The following is an 18651-nucleotide window of genomic DNA, read 5'->3' as shown; positions in this document are numbered from 1 at the left end:
ATCAGATTCCAGAAACCATTAAGAAAAAGCCAATAATAGTAACCGCCCAAGCAATGATCAGTTGAACGCTACGTTTCTCTTTGCGTTTTTCGGCTTCTTGCCAAAGCGGGGTTGCGCTCAGAAACGAATCGCCTCGCACTAGGCTGAAGTCTGAAAGCTGAACGGTACGGGTTGAATAAACAACTATCCGGTTACTCCACGCTTCTAGCGCCAAATTCCAGAGATGTGCCTCGTCCCAGTAATCCCAAGTGATGCGCGTTTCTCTAACGCCCTCAGAAACATACTCTCCCTCAGTCTGAGACTCAAACTGATAGATGCGATTGAAGAGTTGAAGTTCTGGATAGGGAGTCTGATTAGCGCGAATCGCTTCTGGTAAACGAGCTAGTAAATCGCGAGACGATCCGGGTTCTGTAATTCTTGGATTGTCTAACTCTTCGGCGAGATACCAAGTGATTTGCTGCCCTTGGTCAGGATCAACTTCGCGCAATAAATAGTAGTCTTTCTTCGTTCCCGACTGGATTAACCATTCTTGCGTCTCATATCCGTTTGGGTCAGTATAGTGACTGCGATCGGCAATGCGCCACTGAATTCCCTGATATTCAAGTCTGTCACCGACTTGAAGCTGTTCGAGTTGAGTTTCGGTAATCATGGTTTTAACCTTCAGTAGTTACGGTTTTAACCTGTAGCAAGTAGATAACTCCAGCGATCGCGATCGTAAGAACCACTAATCTGTTGATCGAGTAGTTGAGTTAAATGTTGCGCTTTTGAATAATTATCTTGTACGTAATCACAAACATGAACATCAACGGTTACTTTGCCGCATTCTGTCCAAACATGCAGTGCAACATGCGACTCTTCTAAAATCAGCACAACTGATACTCCTTGCGGCTCGAACGCGGCAGACGCTTCACTCACTGCATTTAGACCTGCTCCTTGCACAACGATTTTTAGCAGACCCAGCAATTCTGCGGGCAGCATAGTAACAATTTTATCCGTAGCCGTCAAAATGGCAGAAAAATGATGCGATCGGATCATGAAGGATTGTGCCTGTCTAGGTAGGTAAGCAAGATTAAATTTAAGATAGACCACCCTCGGCATCTGCCAGAAGCTCACGAAACGGATTCGATTGCGATCGATCGTAGACGCGAGCCGCGCGATCGCCTAATTTTGACAATTGCAAGCATTCATCTCGATTCGTAACCCGCAATTAAATCTGCTAAAGACCTACTTAGGGCAGAGCCTGCGTACGTTACGCTAAGGCTAGAGGCGACGTTTGGAGAATGAACAGTGCTCCCCAATTTAAGTCATAGAAGCACAGACGAACTCAAGCAGGAGATTCTGAAGCTGGCTGAAGGCAATGATCGAGCGCCCTTGAGTCAAAAAGTAAAGTTTTACAAAAGTACCCTGGAACCCCTGTTTGCAGAATTAAGTCAGCGCAATCCATTTCCCAATGCTGAAGAGCAGGTGGCGATCGCGCTAGGCGTGTGGTTGCCGGTCTGGTCTACAATCCCATTCATTGAAATTTTGCCCGGACGAGTCCGAGACCAGTCCTATCAAATCTTTCAAGACAATGGCTACTACGCCAATATTGCCCGCTATGCTCCGGGGCAGCGCCGCTCTTTTCTCCGGGCGATTTCTGCCGTTCTGCTGGCTTACGACTTTATGTTGTTGCAGAAATTTGCAGTGCAGAATGGTCAGTGGTACATCCAGAATGTGGGCATTGAGCAGGCTTTTCGGTGGAGAGGGAATCTGCTCACTCCTGAAAAGGCAGGGAGTTGGTTAACGAAGGTCGTCACATCCAAACTGAGTCAAGCTGATGCGCCAGAGGCCCCTGATTTGAGCAGTCTAGACAAAAGCACGGCTAAAAAAGTTGGCACCAGTTTCTTAGCCACTCCCCAGCTTGAGCATCTATATATTGACCACGATTTTCGTGTAGTCAAGAGTCAACGCGATCAGCAACGGCCTTCTTACACGATCGCAATTCGTCAGCAGTAATACTTTTAGAGATATTCAAAGGCTACGGGAACGCTGAACGAGGAGCTTCGCCTTCCGAACTCGGAGTTCCAAGCTCAGAACTTGGAATGTTGCCCTCAGAACTCGGAACTTCGCCTTCAGAACTCGGAACTCCAGGCTTAGAACTCGGAACTCTAAGCTCAGAACTCGGAACGTCGCCCTCAGAACTCGGAACTTCGCCTTCAGAACTCGGAACTCCAAGCTTAGAACCCGGAACTCCGCCTTCCGAACGGGAAACTCCGCCTTCCGAACGGGAAACTCCGCCTTCCGAACTCGGAACTCCAAGCTTAGAACCCGGAACTTCAAGCTCAGAGCCTGAAACGTCGAGCTTTTTACTTCAAAAGTGAAGCTCAGAACTCGGAACGTTGAGCAATTTGCTCCGATCCCCGCGTTCTGAGCTTCAGCCATCCGCTTCAGAAGTCAAATGAATGCGTTTTTACCTGACATCCACCTCTATCGATTGACGGTACTCATATCTGGGTAGCGATCGCCCACTGCAATTCCGAGCGGCAGCGCCTTTCCGATCTGATCCAACTCTGCCTGAGTCAACGTCACCTCCGCTGCCGCGATATTCTCTTCCAAATACGTGCGGCGTTTAGTTCCAGGAATCGGCACAATGTCCTCTCCCTGCGCTAAAACCCAGGCTAGAGCAAGCTGTCCGGCTTTGGTTCCTTTAGCGGAGGCCATCTGCTCAACTTGCTCCACCAGTTCCAGATTATGCTGTAAGTTCTCAGCTCGAAAGCGGGGATAACGTTCAGCCCGGTAATCTCCCTCTGTTAAATCCTTGAGGCTTTTGATTTTGCCGGTCAGAAACCCACGACCCAACGGGCTGTAAGGCACAAAACCGATTCCCAACTCGCGGCAAGTCGGCAAAATTTCTGCCTCTGGCTCTCGGCTCCAGAGGGAATATTCCGTCTGGAGAGCAGAAATAGGATGCACCGCTTGGGCACGACGAATCGTTTCCGGAGCCGCTTCCGACAATCCTAGGTAACGGACTTTCCCCTCTTGCACCAACTCCGCCATTGCTCCAACGGTTTCCTCGATCGGAGTGTCGGGATCAACCCGATGCTGGTAATACAAATCGATCACGTCAACACCAAGCCGCTTCAGACTGGCTTCACAGGCAGAACGAACATAGTCGGGCTTGCCGTTTACCCCTAGAAAGCTGCCGTCATTACCTCGCACATTACCAAATTTGGTCGCTAGAATCACCTGATCCCGACGGTCTTGAATCGCCCTGCCAACTAACTCCTCGTTGTGCCCGACCCCATACATATCAGCCGTATCGAGGAAGGTCACGCCCAGATCTAATGCCCGCTGAATGGTCGCGATCGCTTCTGGCTCATCGGGAGTGCCATAAAATTCAGACATGCCCATGCAGCCCAGTCCCAGTTCCGAGACCACTAATCCTTGATTGCCGAGTTTTCTTTGTTTCATGCGTGTCTCCTGGTGCATTGAGTCCTTAAAAAACTGTTTTATCAGCCGTGATTTCAGACGTTCGACTCCCTGAACTTCTCAAGCGGTTTGGCGATCGAGAGCAGGGTAATCGGTATAGCCTTTCTCGCCACCTCCATAGAACGTGTTGCGATCCCAAGCATTCAACTCTGCATTCTGAGCAAATCGCTCTGGTAAATCTGGGTTGGCAATGAACAACCGACCATACACGATCAAATCCGCCTCGCCCGCCTCCAAAACCGCTTCTCCACGGTCGCGATCGAAGCCGCCTGCTGTAAGCAATGTTCCGTGGAACATCGGGCGAAAGAAGCCCGCTGTCATCTGGGTCGAATTCTCTTCCAGCGTGACATTGCCATTTATCCTGGGTTCGACGAGGTGAAGGTAAGCCAGACCAAAGCGGTTGAGCGCTTTAACCACGTAAGTGAACAGCGCTTCTGAGTTGGAATCAGACATGCTGCTGAACGTACCGCTAGGAGAGAGACGCACGCCCACGCGATCGGCACCCCAAACCTGCGTAACCGCTTCTAAGACTTCTATTAGCAGCCTCGCTCGGTTCTCCAGTGAGCCACCGTATTGATCCGTGCGATGATTCGAGCCATCGTGGAGAAATTGATCCAGCAAATACCCATTCGCGCTGTGGACTTCAACTCCATCAAACCCAGCCGCCAAGGCGTTTTTAGCCCCCTGACGAAATTGCTCAACAATGCCGGGAATTTCGTCAGTTTCTAGGGCACGAGGCGTGACAAAAGGCTTTTCTCCCTCAAACGTCGCTGCCATACCCTCTGGTGCGATCGCGCTTGGAGCTACGGGCAATGCACCACCGGGTTGCAGATCAGGATGAGAGATTCGACCTACATGCCAAAGCTGAAGAAATATGTGACCGCCCCGCTCATGAACAGCATCGGTAATGGCTCGCCAACCTTCTATCTGCTCTGGCGAATAAATACCAGGCGTCATTGGATAGCCTTGTCCCTGCGGTGAAACTTGGCTGGCCTCTGAAATAATCAGTCCGGCTGAAGCTCGCTGAGTGTAGTAAGTCACGTTGAGTTGGTGCGGAACATTGATTGCAGTTTCTCCGGGGGGGAGCGAAACGTTCATCGCACGATTACGAGTCAACGGCCCCATCACCATTCGGTTCGGCAATTGATAAGGTCCTAGCGTTACAGGCGAGAGTAGACGTAGAGGACTAGTCATAAGCGAGTTGAATCTCCATAAGCTACTGTCCAAGAACAAAAAGTAACACTCCATTATTGCAAGCAGGATCAGTTGCAATAATGGAGTGTTTAGCTTAACAAATACCAAATGCTAAACGAAGCGACACGACTTGTGTGTACACGGTAGCCCGTAGGACAGGACTAGGGTGAAGGCAGTTTCGGATACTAGATCAATGTTGCCAACTTAATAACAAGCAACCGTTGCGTAAGTTCTAGATTCAGCGATCGCAACCCCAGTTACTTGTTACCCGATCCGGGTTCAGTCATTTTGCTGTGCAGCTCAGCCCTGAGGGGTTCAGGTAAGACCTTACTCACAGCACCCTGAATCTTTGTCATTAGCGAACCCGCAATGATCTCGTTTTTGCCCGCCATTAACGCTTCAAAACCCTGCTTTGCAACCTCGGTCGGGTCGTCGTTCTTGCTCGAACCTACTATAGTGTCGTCCATGTCAGCGCTGTGGAAGAAGTCAGTATCAGTCGGTCCAGGCATGAGTGCCGTAACGGTAACACCCGTATCTTTCAACTCGTTTCGCAGCGCCTCCGAGAAAGAGCGCAAAAACGCTTTCGAGGCCGCATAGACCGCTTCAAACGGGCCAGGTAGCAAAGCTGCGATCGACGATGTAAACAGGATGCGTCCCTTGCCGCGCTCGACCATATCTTTCACGACTCGCTTCGCAAGGTGAACAGATGACACAACATTCAAGTTGATCAAATTAAGTTCATCCTGCAAATCCGTCTCGCGAGCAAATTCACCCCCAACTCCTATCCCAGCATTGATTGCGATCGCATCCACAGGTCGCCCTGTCTCTTTGATCCGGTTGTAGAGTGTCTCAACTCCGTCAAAAGTCGCGAGATCAGCCTGCACCGTCTCGACCTTTACACCCAGCTTCTCGCAAGCCTGAGCCGCTTCATTGATGCTCGCTCCGGTAGATGTGATCAGAAGATCAAAACCGTTTTGAGCGAACTGTTTGGCGAGTTCGTAACCAATGCCTTTAGAGGCACCTGTTACGACAGCCAGAGGACGGATCAACGTGTCCATCATTATTCCAAAACTCCTATATGACTGCTCCTTGTTTGCCCTGGCTTACTGTTCTTTCGTCACCAGGCAACACACATGAGACGTTTACAAACTCCTGCAATCTTAGAAAAGCAGGAGCAAAATTGCGTCTTTCCAACGAGGGAGCGCTCTTCCGGCTTAAAGCTAAGTATTGGATTAAAGCTAAATAATTGATAGCAAGACTTCCGCAAAGATTTTTCTAAAACTTCAGCAAATGCTACACCCTATAACAATGTCGAATCAATTAAATCAAGAACTTTGCTATCTTTATTCAGGTCAAATTTTCGAGCAAAATGAGCTTGACTGTGTTCTAAACGTGAAAAATCATCCACACCTAAAGTGCGAGGATGACCATTGTGGGTTTGTGAGAAATCAAAATAGCGTTTGCAGTCATTACACAAATTAAATTTTCGACTGTTGACTAATATAGTTTGGATGAGACATTCATCAGGAATCTCGACAGTTTTAAAGTGGTTAATGACAGTAGAATTCGTTCTAACAAAATTGTCTATATATTCAACACATTTTCTAGAAAGTGTGCTTAGAAAAGAACCTCCATAACACCCAAATTCTGTTGTAAATGGAGCTAATGTTCTTAATCCCAAGGTAAAGCCGTACGCAAAATTCACCCGGAAGAAGGGCTGAATATAATTCAAAAATTTAGCTGGCTTCAAAAGATCTTGTTGCCAGTCGGGCAAAGGGCTGGTCAGGGTTCTGTACTTGTAGCAGTAGCGAGTATAGCCTGCTCTTTTCTTCCAAGGGCTTTCATCGGAGAAGACATCAAAGTAGTGAATGAATGCATCGTAATCTGTGTTAGCCAAAAAATCTTCAACCTCTACGATCGGTTGAATTGGATAATCTTGTCCCGACAGGTTGATAAACCAATCAAACTCATGATTACTCTCAAGTAGCCATGCGATCGCGTCCAAATAACTTTGGACGATCGCAAAGTTTCCGCGCCCTCCCCGCGAAGCAAGAATTTTGACGTTTGTTAAATCTTCAAACAAGGTTTGCTCTAAATCACAGTTAGTGAAGTCATGACTAATAATGATCAGAGCATCAGGGCTTGATTTTTTGATCGTATGAACGAGTCGATGAATTTGATTTGGATCTTTGTGAGTTTGAATAAGATAACAGACTCGCATGATTGATGATATTGGATGAGAACGCGCTTAGCTCAATTCAACTTCGACCTGATTTGAAGTAATTAGACCAGTTTCAAGGAGATAATTCTCAAGAGACTTTAACTCTATAGAATCAGGTTCAACCCCACGTTGGCGAGACTTTCGAGTAACAGGTTTCATCAATTGGACTTTCAAGGAACTAGAATAGGTTTTCGCTAAAGCAAGATGAAGAGCAAAAGCTGGATTGCCGAACAGATAGCGGGCCGCTAATCGTTTAGGTTCACGACAAAGGCGGTAGAACCATTCCAAGCCAATGTTGGACAGTACCGCAGGACAATCAGGGACGATCCCAGCCATGCGATCGATAATTGCGCCTCCTGGCATGATCACATTGACATCAAGCTGATGACAGTTTTCTTGAATCCAACTTTCCTGAATTGGCATTCCCATTCCAACAATTAAAATGTTGGGTTTAGCGCTATTGATCTGCTGCACTACGCGCCCATTCTGGTGGGGATCGCTCATATCAAAGTAGCCGTGATGCCCATCCACCGTCAGATTGGGGTACTGGTTTCGCAGTTGCGCGATCGCAGACTGCAAGTACTCAGGTTTCGCTCCTAAAAGAAACACTGAGAATCGATTTTGATTGCAGTGCTCTAACAGTTCTGGCATGAGTAAGCTGTAAGAGGCGCGATACTGTAATGGCAATTTCAATCCCATTAAGCGAATGGCGCTGAGAATGCCAATGCTGTCACAATGAGCAATGTCGGCGTTCTGAAGGAAATTGTAGAACCAAGGAACCTGCATTGAGAGATTGAAGCTATGCACGTTGTAATTTGCAACGGTTAGCTTGTCACCTTCGATGCAAGCGGTGTGAATAGCATCTACGATCGCTGGAACTGTCATACAGGTAATGCGTCGCCCTAGCAGGAACACGTTTAGGTTCCGAAGCGTTTCCGACTGATGCTTTTCCAACTTGCGTGAATCTGCTTGCACAATCATCATAGTTTATCCAAGATGCAACTGAAGACCTGTCGGCTAGACCAAGATGTTCTACCCGAAAAAAAGAGCTGTAAGCGAAGTCAAAATCTAGAATTGTAGGTGGTCAATGAAGCTCTGCTAACAGCCCAACTAATTGAAGAAAGACTACTACACCACAAATGCGAAGAGATCGGACTGGACCCCTAACCTTAGCTTGAGAAGCAAAACCCACCTCACCTGGTGTTACTTTCCCAGTGAACGCCCAGAGCGCTCGGTTTTGTTGAAAATCATAAGAGCGTCGAAATTGCAATGCCATCCTTCTTAAAGTAGACAAACAAACTTAATATTAGGTGTAATTTCACATGCATCATCTACCGAAGGCTATACAAATAACCTACCAATTACGCATTCGTCCAATGTGTGTAGATATTGATTATCCAAGTTTTTCAATTTGATGTGTAAAAGGAATTACACATTTCATGTAAAAAGAATTACCTTGCTATTGTCATTTCTGTTTGTGACACAGATGTTTTTGTCACATTTACTTGTATCACCTGTGATTACTGCTTGTATCTACTTGTACCCATGTTTGCTACAACAGTTCTTCTCTTGCTTTGTAAAGATATGATGAAATTTGCTACTTCCATAGTTCTAAAATTGAAGACAAATTGGAGTACGATCGCTCAAATCAATTGTCAAATTTAGTCTTTAAGCGATCGCGCCACTCCAACTTCTTGCTTCAGAATTATAAAGTTAATGTGAAAATGCTGCCTCTATGCCTTTGGGAAGAGGGTGTTTCTACGGCAGTATCTCCTATTGTTAAGAAACTTGTTACGAGACTTCATTCACAATCTTTGCTTACAGTTTGGATTGTCCTGTACTCAAGTGATGTGTACTCAAAGCAGTGTAAAGGTCTTGACATGAGCACTTCTCCTAAAGTCACCGTTGTGGTTCCCACCTACAATGTGCGTCATTACATTAAAGAGGCTTTAGACTCTTTAATGCGGCAATCTTTTCAAGCATTCGAGGTGATTGTTGTAGATGATGGATCTACTGATGGAACTACTGAAATCGCCCAGTCGTTCTGCCAGCAAGACGATCGCTTCCGGGTCATAACAAAGCCCAATGGTGGACTTTCTTCGGCTCGAAACTGCGGCATTCGCCAAGCTCAGACAGACTATATTGCTATGCTCGATGCCGATGATGTTTATGGAGTCGAGAAGCTGGCAAATCATGTTGCACAGCTTGATGCTGATCCACAAATTGGGGTCGTTTACAGTGCCTCAAACATCATTCGTGAAGACGGTCGCTTGAGTTGGATGTCATTGAGCGGCAAACCGATTTTGCCAGATACACTCATTTCTCTTTTGTGTAAAAACTTTGTAGGTCATGGGTCTAACGCTGTTTTCCGACGTGCGTTAGTCGATGAGGTAGGCGAGTTTGATGAAACCTTGCGGAGTTCTGAAGATATCGATTTTTGGTTGCGTATAGCCGCTACAGAGCGCTGGCGCTTTCATCGAGTTGCCCATGCCTTGTGCAGTTACCGAGTCCGTGCGGCTGGGTTAACCTTCAACGTGGCGCAAATGCAGCGATCGCATGAGCAAGTTCTTCAATCGGCGTATGAACGCTCTCCAGAACGGGTTGCTCCGTGGATGCCCACGGCCTATGCCTATTTATATCGCTTGCTCGCTCGCTTGTCCCTCACCGCAGGCGATGCCGACCAAGCTAAAGCATTTATCGGGCAAGCTTGGTCAGCCGATCGCTCCATTTTTGCCCGTGATCCCCGCTCACTGCTCACTCTGCTCGCAGTACAAGGTGCGCCCGTCGCGAAGCAACTGATTGAGCGATCGCTAGGGTTTGCAAAATCAGTTCAGGGTAAGAATCTATGAAGCCAGTCTCACTGCTTAAAAGTGGGTTGTGGATTACCTACGCCACGTTTATCACCCGCATTTTTGCATTTCTCAGCAGCCTAGTTCTGGCACGATTGCTGCAACCTGCTGATTTCGGCGTGATTGGGATCGCCTACGTTTTCTGGTCTTTCTTCACGCTGTTTATTCAAGATACAGCAGGCAACTTTATTATTTATAAGGGGACGGAGAACCCCAAATACATTGACACTAGCTACACTATCAGCCTATCAATTGGGCTAGTCCTGGGGTTAGGAATGGCAGCAACGGCTCCTGCTGTGGCAATGTTTTTCAATGAGCCAGCGCTATCTGGCATCTTGGTCGTGTTTGCATTTAACTTACTGTTGTCATCAGCAAGCTCTGCACATTCAGGTGTGATGACCCGGCAAATGCAGTATCAAGCACTCGCAAACATCAGCTTAGTCAGCTCTCTGACGCGCTTGCTTTGCACGGCTGGAGCTGCAATGTTAGGTCTGAGCTACTGGTCTTTTGTTGTTGGTGATACAGCATCTTGGGTAGTTAGTTGTATCTTGACCCGACATTACTCAGGTCATCAATTTCGACTCCAAATTGATCCAGAGATTCGATCTGAAGTCTTGTCCTTTTGCTTAGGTTCAACCTTTTCAAGTTTTGGCTTGTATGTCAACTTCAACACTGACAACTTCACAGTAGGAAAGTTGTTAGGTAGTGCTAGTCTTGGCTACTACAATCTTGCCTATCAATTAACAATGGCTGCCTCAAGCATTTTTGGTTCCGTTATCAGTCAGCTTGGGATGCCGGTGTTTGCCCAATTGCCAACCGACGAACAGCAAAAGAATACGCTCGTTCAGGTGGTTGAACAAACTGCTTTTTTCATCGCTCCTCTGTATGCGTTAATGTTCCTAATAGTTGATCCACAAGTCGTGACCTTTATCTTTGGTTCTAGATGGACACCGATTTGTACAGTGATCCCAGGATTATTGGTTTTTGCGTATTTTCGCGTCATTAATTCACTTCTCTTTTCTATGCTGGTCGCCAAGGGCCGTCCTGACATCAACGCTAGAGTCAATCTCCAGATTGCTCCTATCGCAGTTCTTAGCTTTGTTGTAGGTGCTCGTCAGGGTGGAATCTTTGGAGTGAGTCTAGCAGTGGCACTGGTACTTGGAATTTTTTGGACAATTTATTGGTGGTGGACCGGCTGTAGAATCTTGGGTTGGTCGTTGAAGAAGTTTCTCCTCCCCTGCTTTATTCCTATTTTGCTGAGTGCTCCAGGAATTGCTAGTTCGTTTGCATTACCTTTGTTGCTGAGGCCATTCGTATTTCTCCTAATTTATTTGGTATGTATCCGCATTATCATGCCCAAGCATTTTTTTCTTTACCAAACTATGCTCAGTCGATTTACTAGCCGACTGAGAAAGCTGCGGCTTAGTCGTTAACTTTTTACTGTTTCCCGTCTAATTCTTGTTTCACACTGTTTTGTTTTGAAGTCTCATGCAAAAAAAGCAGAAAAAGATTATCTTTCTGATGCCTTATTTTGGTCGTTGGCCAGAATGGTTTGAGTTGTATTTAGAGTCATGTCGATGGAATTCGACGATTGATTGGCTGTTTTTTACCGATTGTCCTGTACCTGAAACCGCACCACCCAATGTTCGGTTTGTCAGTCTTCGCTTTCAAGACTATCAGCAACTTGCTTCCGATCGATTGGGCATCAATTTCAAAACAGATTCTTCCTATACCCTTTGTAATCTTAAACCCGCTTATGGCGTGATTCACCAAGAATATCTGGACGGTTACGATTATTTTGGTTTCGGTGATATTGATGTAATCTACGGAAATCTCCGAGCTTTCTACACCGATGAGACTCTTGTCTACAACACATTATCTACTCACCCTGAGAGAGTTTCTGGTCACCTTTTCTTAATCAAGAACAACCAGGAATGGTTGAATGCATTCCGCCAAATGCCCGGTTGGCAGCATCTTATGAGCCAGCCAATCAACGCGGCAGTGGATGAAGGCTATTTCACAACGTTATTACTAGGACGCAGACGACTTCCAAACGCTTTGCGCCGGATTTGGGGAATGTTTGATCCTTACAAACGCAACCATCTTTTTAAGGAAAGATTCAGCACGATTTTATCAAATTACCCCTGGATAGATGGCAGCTACCACTACCCCGCTAAGTGGTTTTGGTATCAGGGTAAATTAACGGTTGAATCGGGTGAGGAGCTGATGTATCTGCATTTCATGAATTGGAAATCAAGCCGATATTTGCAAAAGCGCTATGGAGATCAGTCGGCTTGGGAGTCTTTACCTCAATTAGTTGACCCTGAACTAGTTGATTTAAGTCAAGGTTTCTGTATCAGCCCTTTAGGATTCACTTCTTTAAACAGCAACAATTCCATTAACAAAACCAATAAGCTGATGTCCAGTACGCATGTCTAATAATCTTTGAATTGGTTTAAAGACTTTTTCAGTTACCAAGTAGAGCAATGGAAGTTAAAAACATTTTAGTAACGGGTGAACCACTATTTCTTGAGCGCCATCAGTTTCTCTTTACTGAATTATCCAAATATGTAGACCAGTTAAATCTGCTTCCAAGAGATAACGAATGGTATGAAGCTCGACCCATTGCCCTGCTGTTAAAAGCGTATTATGCCGCTCGTATAGGTTCTATTAGTAAAGCGCATTCATTGCTTCAGAAGAATCAGAAAGCCTTTGCGCTTAAATCCAAACGAGTAGAACAACAAATTAGTCAATTAGGCTATATTCCAGATTTGGTGTTACACATCTTTGGCACTTATAGTCCTTTTTGGAATAGGTCTAATATTCCGTATGTCATGTACTTAGACTACACAATGGCCCTTGCAGAGCGGAATTGGCAGCCATGGGCTTGTTTCATCAACTCTAAAGAACGGAATGCTTGGTTTGAGCAGGAACAACAGACATACAATCGCTCTAAGTATTTATTTACTATGAGTAACGTTGTCAAACAATCCTTGATTAAAGACTACAATATCGACGCCAATAAAATAACAGTTGTTGGTACTGCCAGCTGTTTTGATAAGCTTTATGAGGGCGAAAAAACGTTTGGTACTCAGCAGATACTCTTTAACGGTTCAGATTTCAATAGAAAAGGAGGCGACATTCTTTTCGAAGCCTTTAAACTAGTTAAACAAACGCTACCTGATGCCAAGCTGGTTGTAATTGGCAAAGAGATGGAAACTTCAATACCAGGAATTGAAGTTTTAGGAAGTGTTTCAGCTTCTGAGCTTGAGAATATTCTCTTAGATACGGATTTGGTAGTTGCCCCTGCCCGTTGTGAACCCTTTGGTATTTTCTTGATTGACGCAATGAGCTATGGAGTTCCTTATATTGTTGTTGAAGGTGAAGGAAACGGAATAACTGAATTTTTAAGCCACGAAGTAGATGGAATTGTTCTTAATGAGTTAAATTCTGAGCTGCTAGCACATTCCATCATTCGGCTACTAAGTGATCCTTGTTTATTAAGTTCGTTGTCTAAGGCAGCGCAACTTAAAGTGAAAACCAAATTGAATTGGAATACTGTAGCTAAAACCATAGCGGAGACTATTGCTATTTATGTGTCATTTAACGGTTGACAAAGACAGTAAATTGAATGAGGAGTTGTTTACAATACAAACTAAATTGTATTTGAATTGTAAAATTCCGTAACAATGCTCTGTTAAAGTTAGCAGTAATCTTAGCAGGTTCGATTTGAATAATTTGTTCGTAAGCCTAAATTATCGTTTCATTAGTATCTGCAATTATTCCCGTTTTTAACAGTGAAGAAACCATCAAAGAGACAGTCGAGTCTATGTTGAATCAGACCTTTTTGGAGCTAGAACTAATAGTTATGGATGGTGGTTCGCCAGATTTGAACTCAAGTGTTGTTTCAACCACTCAAGATCTCCGACTAGGCCATCTCAGGCATTAATACCGGGACAAGTGCATATCAGCAAAGTGGCTGTTAGATTACTTTAGTAATAATGAAGACTAAATATCATGTTTAATTTTGGCTTTGTAGTGGAACACATGTTGGGGCACATCACGCATTACCAAAATCTAATGCAGTGGGTGTCGCAAGATTCAAGCATTTGCCCAACGTGGATGCCGATCGAAGCAGAGAGTCACGATCTGTGGGAGCATCTTCCCGTTGTTCGGTCAAACTGGTCACTCAAAAGCAGTTTGCGGACTCGTGATGCCATTCGTCGGGCACTGCGATCGCAATCCTTCGATGCTCTGTTCCTGCACACTCAAACGATCGCACTACTGGCATTGCCGTTTATGCGTCACATTCCAACCGTAATCTCAACCGATGCAACGCCGCTCAATTATGACATTGTAGGAGCTGGATACAGCCATCATGCAGCGGGGCAATCTTGGTTAGATCAGCAGAAATTTCTGTGGAATCAGAAAACTTTTCATGCGGCAACTGCGATCGTAGCGTTTTGTCAATGGGTAAAAGAGTCGATTGTTCACGATTATGGCGTTCCAGCTGAGAAAGTCACTGTGATCTCGCCAGGAATTGATTTAGCACAATGGAATTTTGCTCGGGAGCACCGATCGGTTTCTGACCCTGCACGCTTGTTATTTGTAGGCGGAGACTTTACGCGTAAGGGGGGACAAATTCTGCTCGACGCCTTTCGGAGCGGATTGGACCACAACTGCGTATTGGACATTGTGACCAAAGATGAGACACTTTGTCGGGATTTAGCAGGCATGGAGCGGGTACACGTTCATCAAGGATTACCGCCCAATAGTTCTGTGCTAAAAGGCCTATACGCCAAGGCAGACATGTTTGTGTTTCCAACGCTGGCTGACTGCTATCCCAACGTCATTCTAGAAGCCATGGCCTCAGGATTACCTATTGTTTCAACTGATGTGGGCGCAATCAGCGAACAAGTCCAGCATGGAATCAATGGATTGCTCGTGCCGTGCTCAGATAGTAGGGCGCTGGCAGCCGCTGTGAATGAGTTGATCAATGATGCCTCGAAACATCGTGCTATGGCGATCGCAAGTCGTCGCATCGCCGAAGAACAGTTTGATGGTCAGCGAAACTACGGCGCAGTTACGAGTTTGATGAAGCAGTTGGTTGAACATCGCCCTGAACCCTCGCTTTTGCCCTCGTTGCGCTAATTTTTTAGAGACTTATAATTTCTTGAAGACTTAAATTTAGAGGATCATGACGATTGCAAAAGGTTTGAATGTACGATCGCAGCCTAAGCTATCAGATTCGCCAGGAAACTCTCCAGACATCGCGATTTTTCTGCGAGGGCTGTATGGTGGCGGAACTGAGCGAGTCATGCTCAATTTAGCCCGTGGCTTTATCAAGCAGGGTTTAAGGGTCGATTTAGTGCTTGCCCGCGTTGCAGGACCTTATCTAGAAGACGTTCCGCCTGATGTTCAGATTGTCGATCTAGGGGCGAATTGGATACCCTCTAGTTTGCCTAAGCTAGTGAATTACTTGCGTCGTGCTTGTCCCAAAACACTTTTATCGGCACTGCACTACCCATGTGAAATTGCACTGTGCGCCAAACGGCTTGCCAACGTTCCCACTCGTGTTATCGTCTCGGAACATAATACGCTCTCTTTAGAAGCCGAACAGATTAACCAACTGTCTGTGAGATTGAGTCCATTTGCAGCCCGATTGTTTTATCCGTGGGCAGAAGGCATTGTCGCCGTTTCCCAAGGCGTTGCTAATGATTTGTCCAATGTCATAGGTATAGATGTCAATCAAATTAAAGTTATTTATAATCCTGTCGTATTACCTGAACTATTAACGCTTTCAAAGCTGCCAGTGGATCATCCTTGGTTTGATGACGGGCAGCCTCCCGTAATTTTGGGTGTTGGAAGATTATATCCACAAAAAGATTTTTCCACGTTAATTCGTGCATTTGCTCAAGTGCGACAGATTCGCCCGGCTCGGTTGATGATTTTAGGAGACGGACCAGAGCGCGATCGCTTGCAAAATCTCATCGCAGAACTTGGCTTAACAGACGATGTTGCGCTTCTTGGTTTTGTGCAGAATCCCTACGCTTACATGGCGAATGCCGCCGTATTTGTTCTATCTTCTGCTTGGGAAGGATTGGGAAATGTGTTGATTGAAGCGATGGCAGTCGGAACGCCTGTTATTTCTACCAATTGTGAGAGCGGACCTGCTGAAATCTTGGCAAACGGACAGTACGGCCCGCTCCTGCCAGTAGGTGATAGTGGCGCGATCGCCGAAGCGATCGTTGAAGTGTTATCTAATCCAATTCAGAACGTTGATCCCCAGTGGTTAACTCAGTTCACGTTGGAAACCTGCACGCAGCAATATCTAGATGTTTTAGGTTTTGCCGAGCATCAAGCCGGGGTATGTATACCCCATCTACCAAATTAGGTTAGAGCAAATTAGGGTGAAAACAACATGAGATTTAACAGCACGCTCTATCAAACAACAGCGCAATTGGTCGGTCAATTGCCAAAAGGCAGATCGAAGGCGTTGGGAACACTATTCTCGCTGTGGAATAGCCATCCTAGCTGGGATCCTTGGATTCTGAAGGATGGCGATATCTACCGTCTTTTCTATCTGTTAGGCTCAAGCAAATCGGGTCCTTGGTGGCTAGAAGGCAAAATTTGTGGGGCAATTTCAACCGACTTGGAGCAGTGGCAGGACGTTGGAGTCGTGCTGGAAGTGAACCCTGAAAATTCTTGGGAAGCTGGAAGAATGCTGGCTGGTTGCGCCCTTAAAGAAAACGGCGTTTACTACCTTTTCTATTCGGCCGCTGGGCAGGGTGATGACATTATGAACGAGGGAATTGGTTTAGCAACCTCTGTAGATGGTGTGCACTGGCAGCGAAGCCCCAATGAATTAGTCAAACCAGACGCTAACCATCGCTGGTACGGTCAGTATAAACGGAGCCTGGGTAAGTGTGAGTATGACCATTATCAATGGCGCGACCCATACGTTGTGAAGGATCGTGAGACTGGTCGCTACTACATGTTTATCTGTGCATACCTAAAAGAAGGCGGTCACGGAACGTTTAGAGGATGTGTGGGTCTAGCAGTGGCAGACCAGATCACCGGCCCTTATGAGCTTCTGCCACCTGTAGCGACACCGACAGTTGAAGGAACTCAAGAGTCACCTTTCTATGAGATGGAACGCCCTCAAGTTATCTACAGAAACGGCCAGTATCATCTATTCTTTTCTTGCTGGACAACTTGGTTAAATCCTAAGTGGCTGCAGACCGTCGATCGTAGCCAAATTACAGATTCGTCTCTGTACTGGTATGTCTCCGATCGCATCACTGGTCCCTTTAAGCCCGTCAGTCAGACACCTGTTGTCAAGGGTAGTGAAAGATCGGGAATCTATGGAACTAACTTTTTTCCCGCCCCGAATGACCCTGATGAATTTATCGCTTATGGTTGGTATTGCCGCCGCATGACATTAGCAGTTTCTCCCCTGACACAGGTTCTGTGGGGTGCAGATTCAATTCAAATTGTGAATCTGGCCGCTAGATAAGGGTATAGCTGCACGTATCGGGCAAATAGATCAACTTTGCCCAGATATCTGATCCCAACTGGTCAAACGGGGCTGCTGGGGTTGTGCTTCACTGAGTACAGCACCTAACCAGGCAAAAAAGAACCAAATATTGACTGCCATCCAACTCAGCGGAGTGGCGTTGCAGCTGATGTAGAGGGTAACTAGGCAAGCAAACGCCCATATACAAAATGAGTTGCCTCGAACGGCTGGAGTATATACAGAGAAAAGGGTCAATAACAGGGCAACAACGAAGACAATGAACCCAACAATGCCATGTAAGTAAAGAACTGCAGCGTATGTAGAGAAAGAGCCGAGTCCAATATAAGAATCCTCATACAAATGCGCTCGCCCCCGGATCACACCCCAGCCGATCCAGGGCGATTCTTGCCATGCTTCAAGGGTTTTCTGCACCACCAGTGCCCGTTCTGCTGAAGAATCTGCGCGAGCTTGATTAAATCCTTCAATAGGCTTCTGAATCAATCCTACGATCGTTATTTGCAAGGTACTGCAGATTAGGAGGACTAAGGAGGTGAGCCAAAGTGATAGTTGGCGAAACAACCCGCTTTGAAAACAAACACCAACAAGCAGAGCTACCGGAAGACCAACCCAAGCGCTTCGGCTAGCACTCATAATCAAGGCACCTATGGAACCCGCCAACGCTAAGTTTCGTAGTCGTCGATTGGTTTCACCTAGACAAATTAGAAAGCACAGGACAGCACACAACCCCAAGATAGGCGGGTCAGGGGTGTAAAGGACTGATCTGGGCAACGGAATACCCAAGAAGGGTGAGTAATTTGCAAACATCACTCGCAAACTGCCTTTATCTCCAGGCAGCAGACGTGCAAGGGGAGGAAGGTATCCGTTGCTGCCAATCTTGAGAACTAGCATCGCGATTTCAATAGCGATCGTGACTAAAAAGCCTGATGCCATCCAAGCAACCGCTCTTGTGACAACTTGAACGCGGACACGGCTCCAGAAAGGCAATGCGAGACAGGCAAAAATGAGGAAGTAACTCTTGATAAAAGTGACGGCAGCGGCAGCAGCAGTCTGAAGATTAAATCCCATTTCGTTGATACCTAGAATAGCTGTCCACATCATGGTAATCGACATGGCTAACCAAGCCCAGACACACACGGGAAGGGGCTTTTGAATCACTTTATCAATACTAAAATGAGCCGCGAGTAATCCACTGACAACGAGTGGATAAAAAAGCGGCTGAATCCCCATCAGCCACCAAACTGGAGTCAGAACGATCGTCCAATAAACTATCCGTTCAGAACGCGATAGAATAACATCCTGGGTGCTAATCGAAAGAAAGTCGGGTCTAATAGATGGAAGATTGAGCATCTTGATTGTTCAAGTCCTTCTTACAGACTTACTTA

Annotated in this window: 18 protein-coding genes; 10 read left to right on the top strand and 8 right to left on the bottom strand. The window is 46.1% G+C overall.

Translation table 11 applies throughout. From position 1 onward, the window contains the following. Position 1: 1 nt before the first annotated feature. Both AC5JLB_RS09255 and AC5JLB_RS09250 read right to left on the bottom strand, forming a co-directional pair. A complete protein-coding gene (locus AC5JLB_RS09255) occupies positions 2-649 on the bottom strand; it encodes a DUF4178 domain-containing protein (RefSeq protein ID WP_495873541.1) in 648 nt (215 codons plus the stop codon). A gap of 26 nt (positions 650-675) precedes the next feature. After that, positions 676-1035, bottom strand: coding sequence for an S-adenosylmethionine decarboxylase family protein (locus tag AC5JLB_RS09250; RefSeq protein WP_495873540.1), 360 nt, complete (start codon positions 1033-1035; stop codon positions 676-678). A 252-nt stretch (positions 1036-1287) separates the two neighbouring features. On the opposite strand from AC5JLB_RS09250, the gene AC5JLB_RS09245 reads away from it, so the two are divergent. Next, complete coding sequence (locus tag AC5JLB_RS09245) at positions 1288-1995, top strand: hypothetical protein (RefSeq protein WP_495873539.1); 708 nt, start codon at positions 1288-1290, stop codon at positions 1993-1995. An 86-nt stretch (positions 1996-2081) separates the two neighbouring features. Continuing rightward, positions 2082-2360, top strand: coding sequence for a hypothetical protein (locus AC5JLB_RS09240; protein WP_495873538.1), 279 nt, complete (start codon positions 2082-2084; stop codon positions 2358-2360). A gap of 106 nt (positions 2361-2466) precedes the next feature. Here the strand turns inward: AC5JLB_RS09240 and AC5JLB_RS09235 are convergent, their stop codons facing one another. The 5 genes from AC5JLB_RS09235 to AC5JLB_RS09215 form a co-directional block, all read right to left on the bottom strand. Further along, positions 2467-3450, bottom strand: coding sequence for an aldo/keto reductase (locus tag AC5JLB_RS09235; protein ID WP_495873537.1), 984 nt, complete (start codon positions 3448-3450; stop codon positions 2467-2469). A 78-nt stretch (positions 3451-3528) separates the two neighbouring features. Beyond that, positions 3529-4662, bottom strand: a complete 1134-nt coding sequence (locus AC5JLB_RS09230; RefSeq protein WP_495873536.1) for an alkene reductase — start codon at positions 4660-4662, stop codon at positions 3529-3531. Positions 4663-4919: 257 nt separating this feature from the next. Further along, complete coding sequence (locus AC5JLB_RS09225) at positions 4920-5723, bottom strand: SDR family NAD(P)-dependent oxidoreductase (RefSeq protein ID WP_495873535.1); 804 nt, start codon at positions 5721-5723, stop codon at positions 4920-4922. A 239-nt stretch (positions 5724-5962) separates the two neighbouring features. After that, the gene (locus tag AC5JLB_RS09220) at positions 5963-6883 is read right to left on the bottom strand and encodes a beta-1,6-N-acetylglucosaminyltransferase (protein ID WP_495873534.1); all 921 of its coding nucleotides are present in this window, start codon (positions 6881-6883) and stop codon (positions 5963-5965) included. Between the two features lie 27 nt (positions 6884-6910). Beyond that, a complete protein-coding gene (locus tag AC5JLB_RS09215; protein WP_495873533.1) occupies positions 6911-7867 on the bottom strand; it encodes a WecB/TagA/CpsF family glycosyltransferase in 957 nt (318 codons plus the stop codon). Positions 7868-8763: 896 nt separating this feature from the next. Here AC5JLB_RS09215 and AC5JLB_RS09210 point away from each other — a divergent pair. The 8 genes from AC5JLB_RS09210 (at position 8764) to AC5JLB_RS09175 (ending at position 17248) form a co-directional block, all read left to right on the top strand. After that, positions 8764-9732, top strand: a complete 969-nt coding sequence (locus AC5JLB_RS09210) for a glycosyltransferase family 2 protein (protein ID WP_495873532.1) — start codon at positions 8764-8766, stop codon at positions 9730-9732. After that, complete coding sequence (locus AC5JLB_RS09205; RefSeq protein ID WP_495873531.1) at positions 9729-11165, top strand: oligosaccharide flippase family protein; 1437 nt, start codon at positions 9729-9731, stop codon at positions 11163-11165. Before AC5JLB_RS09210 ends, AC5JLB_RS09205 begins: the two co-directional genes overlap by 4 nt. 55 nt (positions 11166-11220) lie before the next feature. Beyond that, positions 11221-12171, top strand: a complete 951-nt coding sequence (locus tag AC5JLB_RS09200; protein ID WP_495873530.1) for a DUF6625 family protein — start codon at positions 11221-11223, stop codon at positions 12169-12171. A gap of 47 nt (positions 12172-12218) precedes the next feature. Further along, a complete protein-coding gene (locus tag AC5JLB_RS09195; protein WP_495873529.1) occupies positions 12219-13346 on the top strand; it encodes a glycosyltransferase family 4 protein in 1128 nt (375 codons plus the stop codon). Between the two features lie 140 nt (positions 13347-13486). Further along, positions 13487-13681: a glycosyltransferase family 2 protein gene (locus tag AC5JLB_RS09190; protein ID WP_495873647.1), complete on the top strand. Its 195-nt coding sequence runs from the start codon at positions 13487-13489 to the stop codon at positions 13679-13681. Positions 13682-13749: 68 nt separating this feature from the next. After that, the gene (locus AC5JLB_RS09185; RefSeq protein ID WP_495873528.1) at positions 13750-14883 is read left to right on the top strand and encodes a glycosyltransferase family 4 protein; all 1134 of its coding nucleotides are present in this window, start codon (positions 13750-13752) and stop codon (positions 14881-14883) included. Between the two features lie 46 nt (positions 14884-14929). Continuing rightward, complete coding sequence (locus AC5JLB_RS09180) at positions 14930-16126, top strand: glycosyltransferase (RefSeq protein WP_495873527.1); 1197 nt, start codon at positions 14930-14932, stop codon at positions 16124-16126. A gap of 27 nt (positions 16127-16153) precedes the next feature. After that, the gene (locus AC5JLB_RS09175; RefSeq protein ID WP_495873526.1) at positions 16154-17248 is read left to right on the top strand and encodes a family 43 glycosylhydrolase; all 1095 of its coding nucleotides are present in this window, start codon (positions 16154-16156) and stop codon (positions 17246-17248) included. A gap of 30 nt (positions 17249-17278) precedes the next feature. Here AC5JLB_RS09175 and AC5JLB_RS09170 read toward each other — a convergent pair whose 3' ends face one another. Continuing rightward, on the bottom strand, positions 17279-18616 hold the full coding sequence (locus AC5JLB_RS09170; RefSeq protein ID WP_495873525.1) for an O-antigen ligase family protein: 1338 nt from the start codon (positions 18614-18616) through the stop codon (positions 17279-17281). Between the last annotated feature and the right edge of the window lie 35 nt (positions 18617-18651).

The sequence above is a fragment of the Myxacorys chilensis genome, assembly GCF_059505265.1.
The sequence above is the reverse complement of the archived record's forward strand: the minus strand, read 5'-3'. Positions and strand labels throughout refer to the sequence as shown.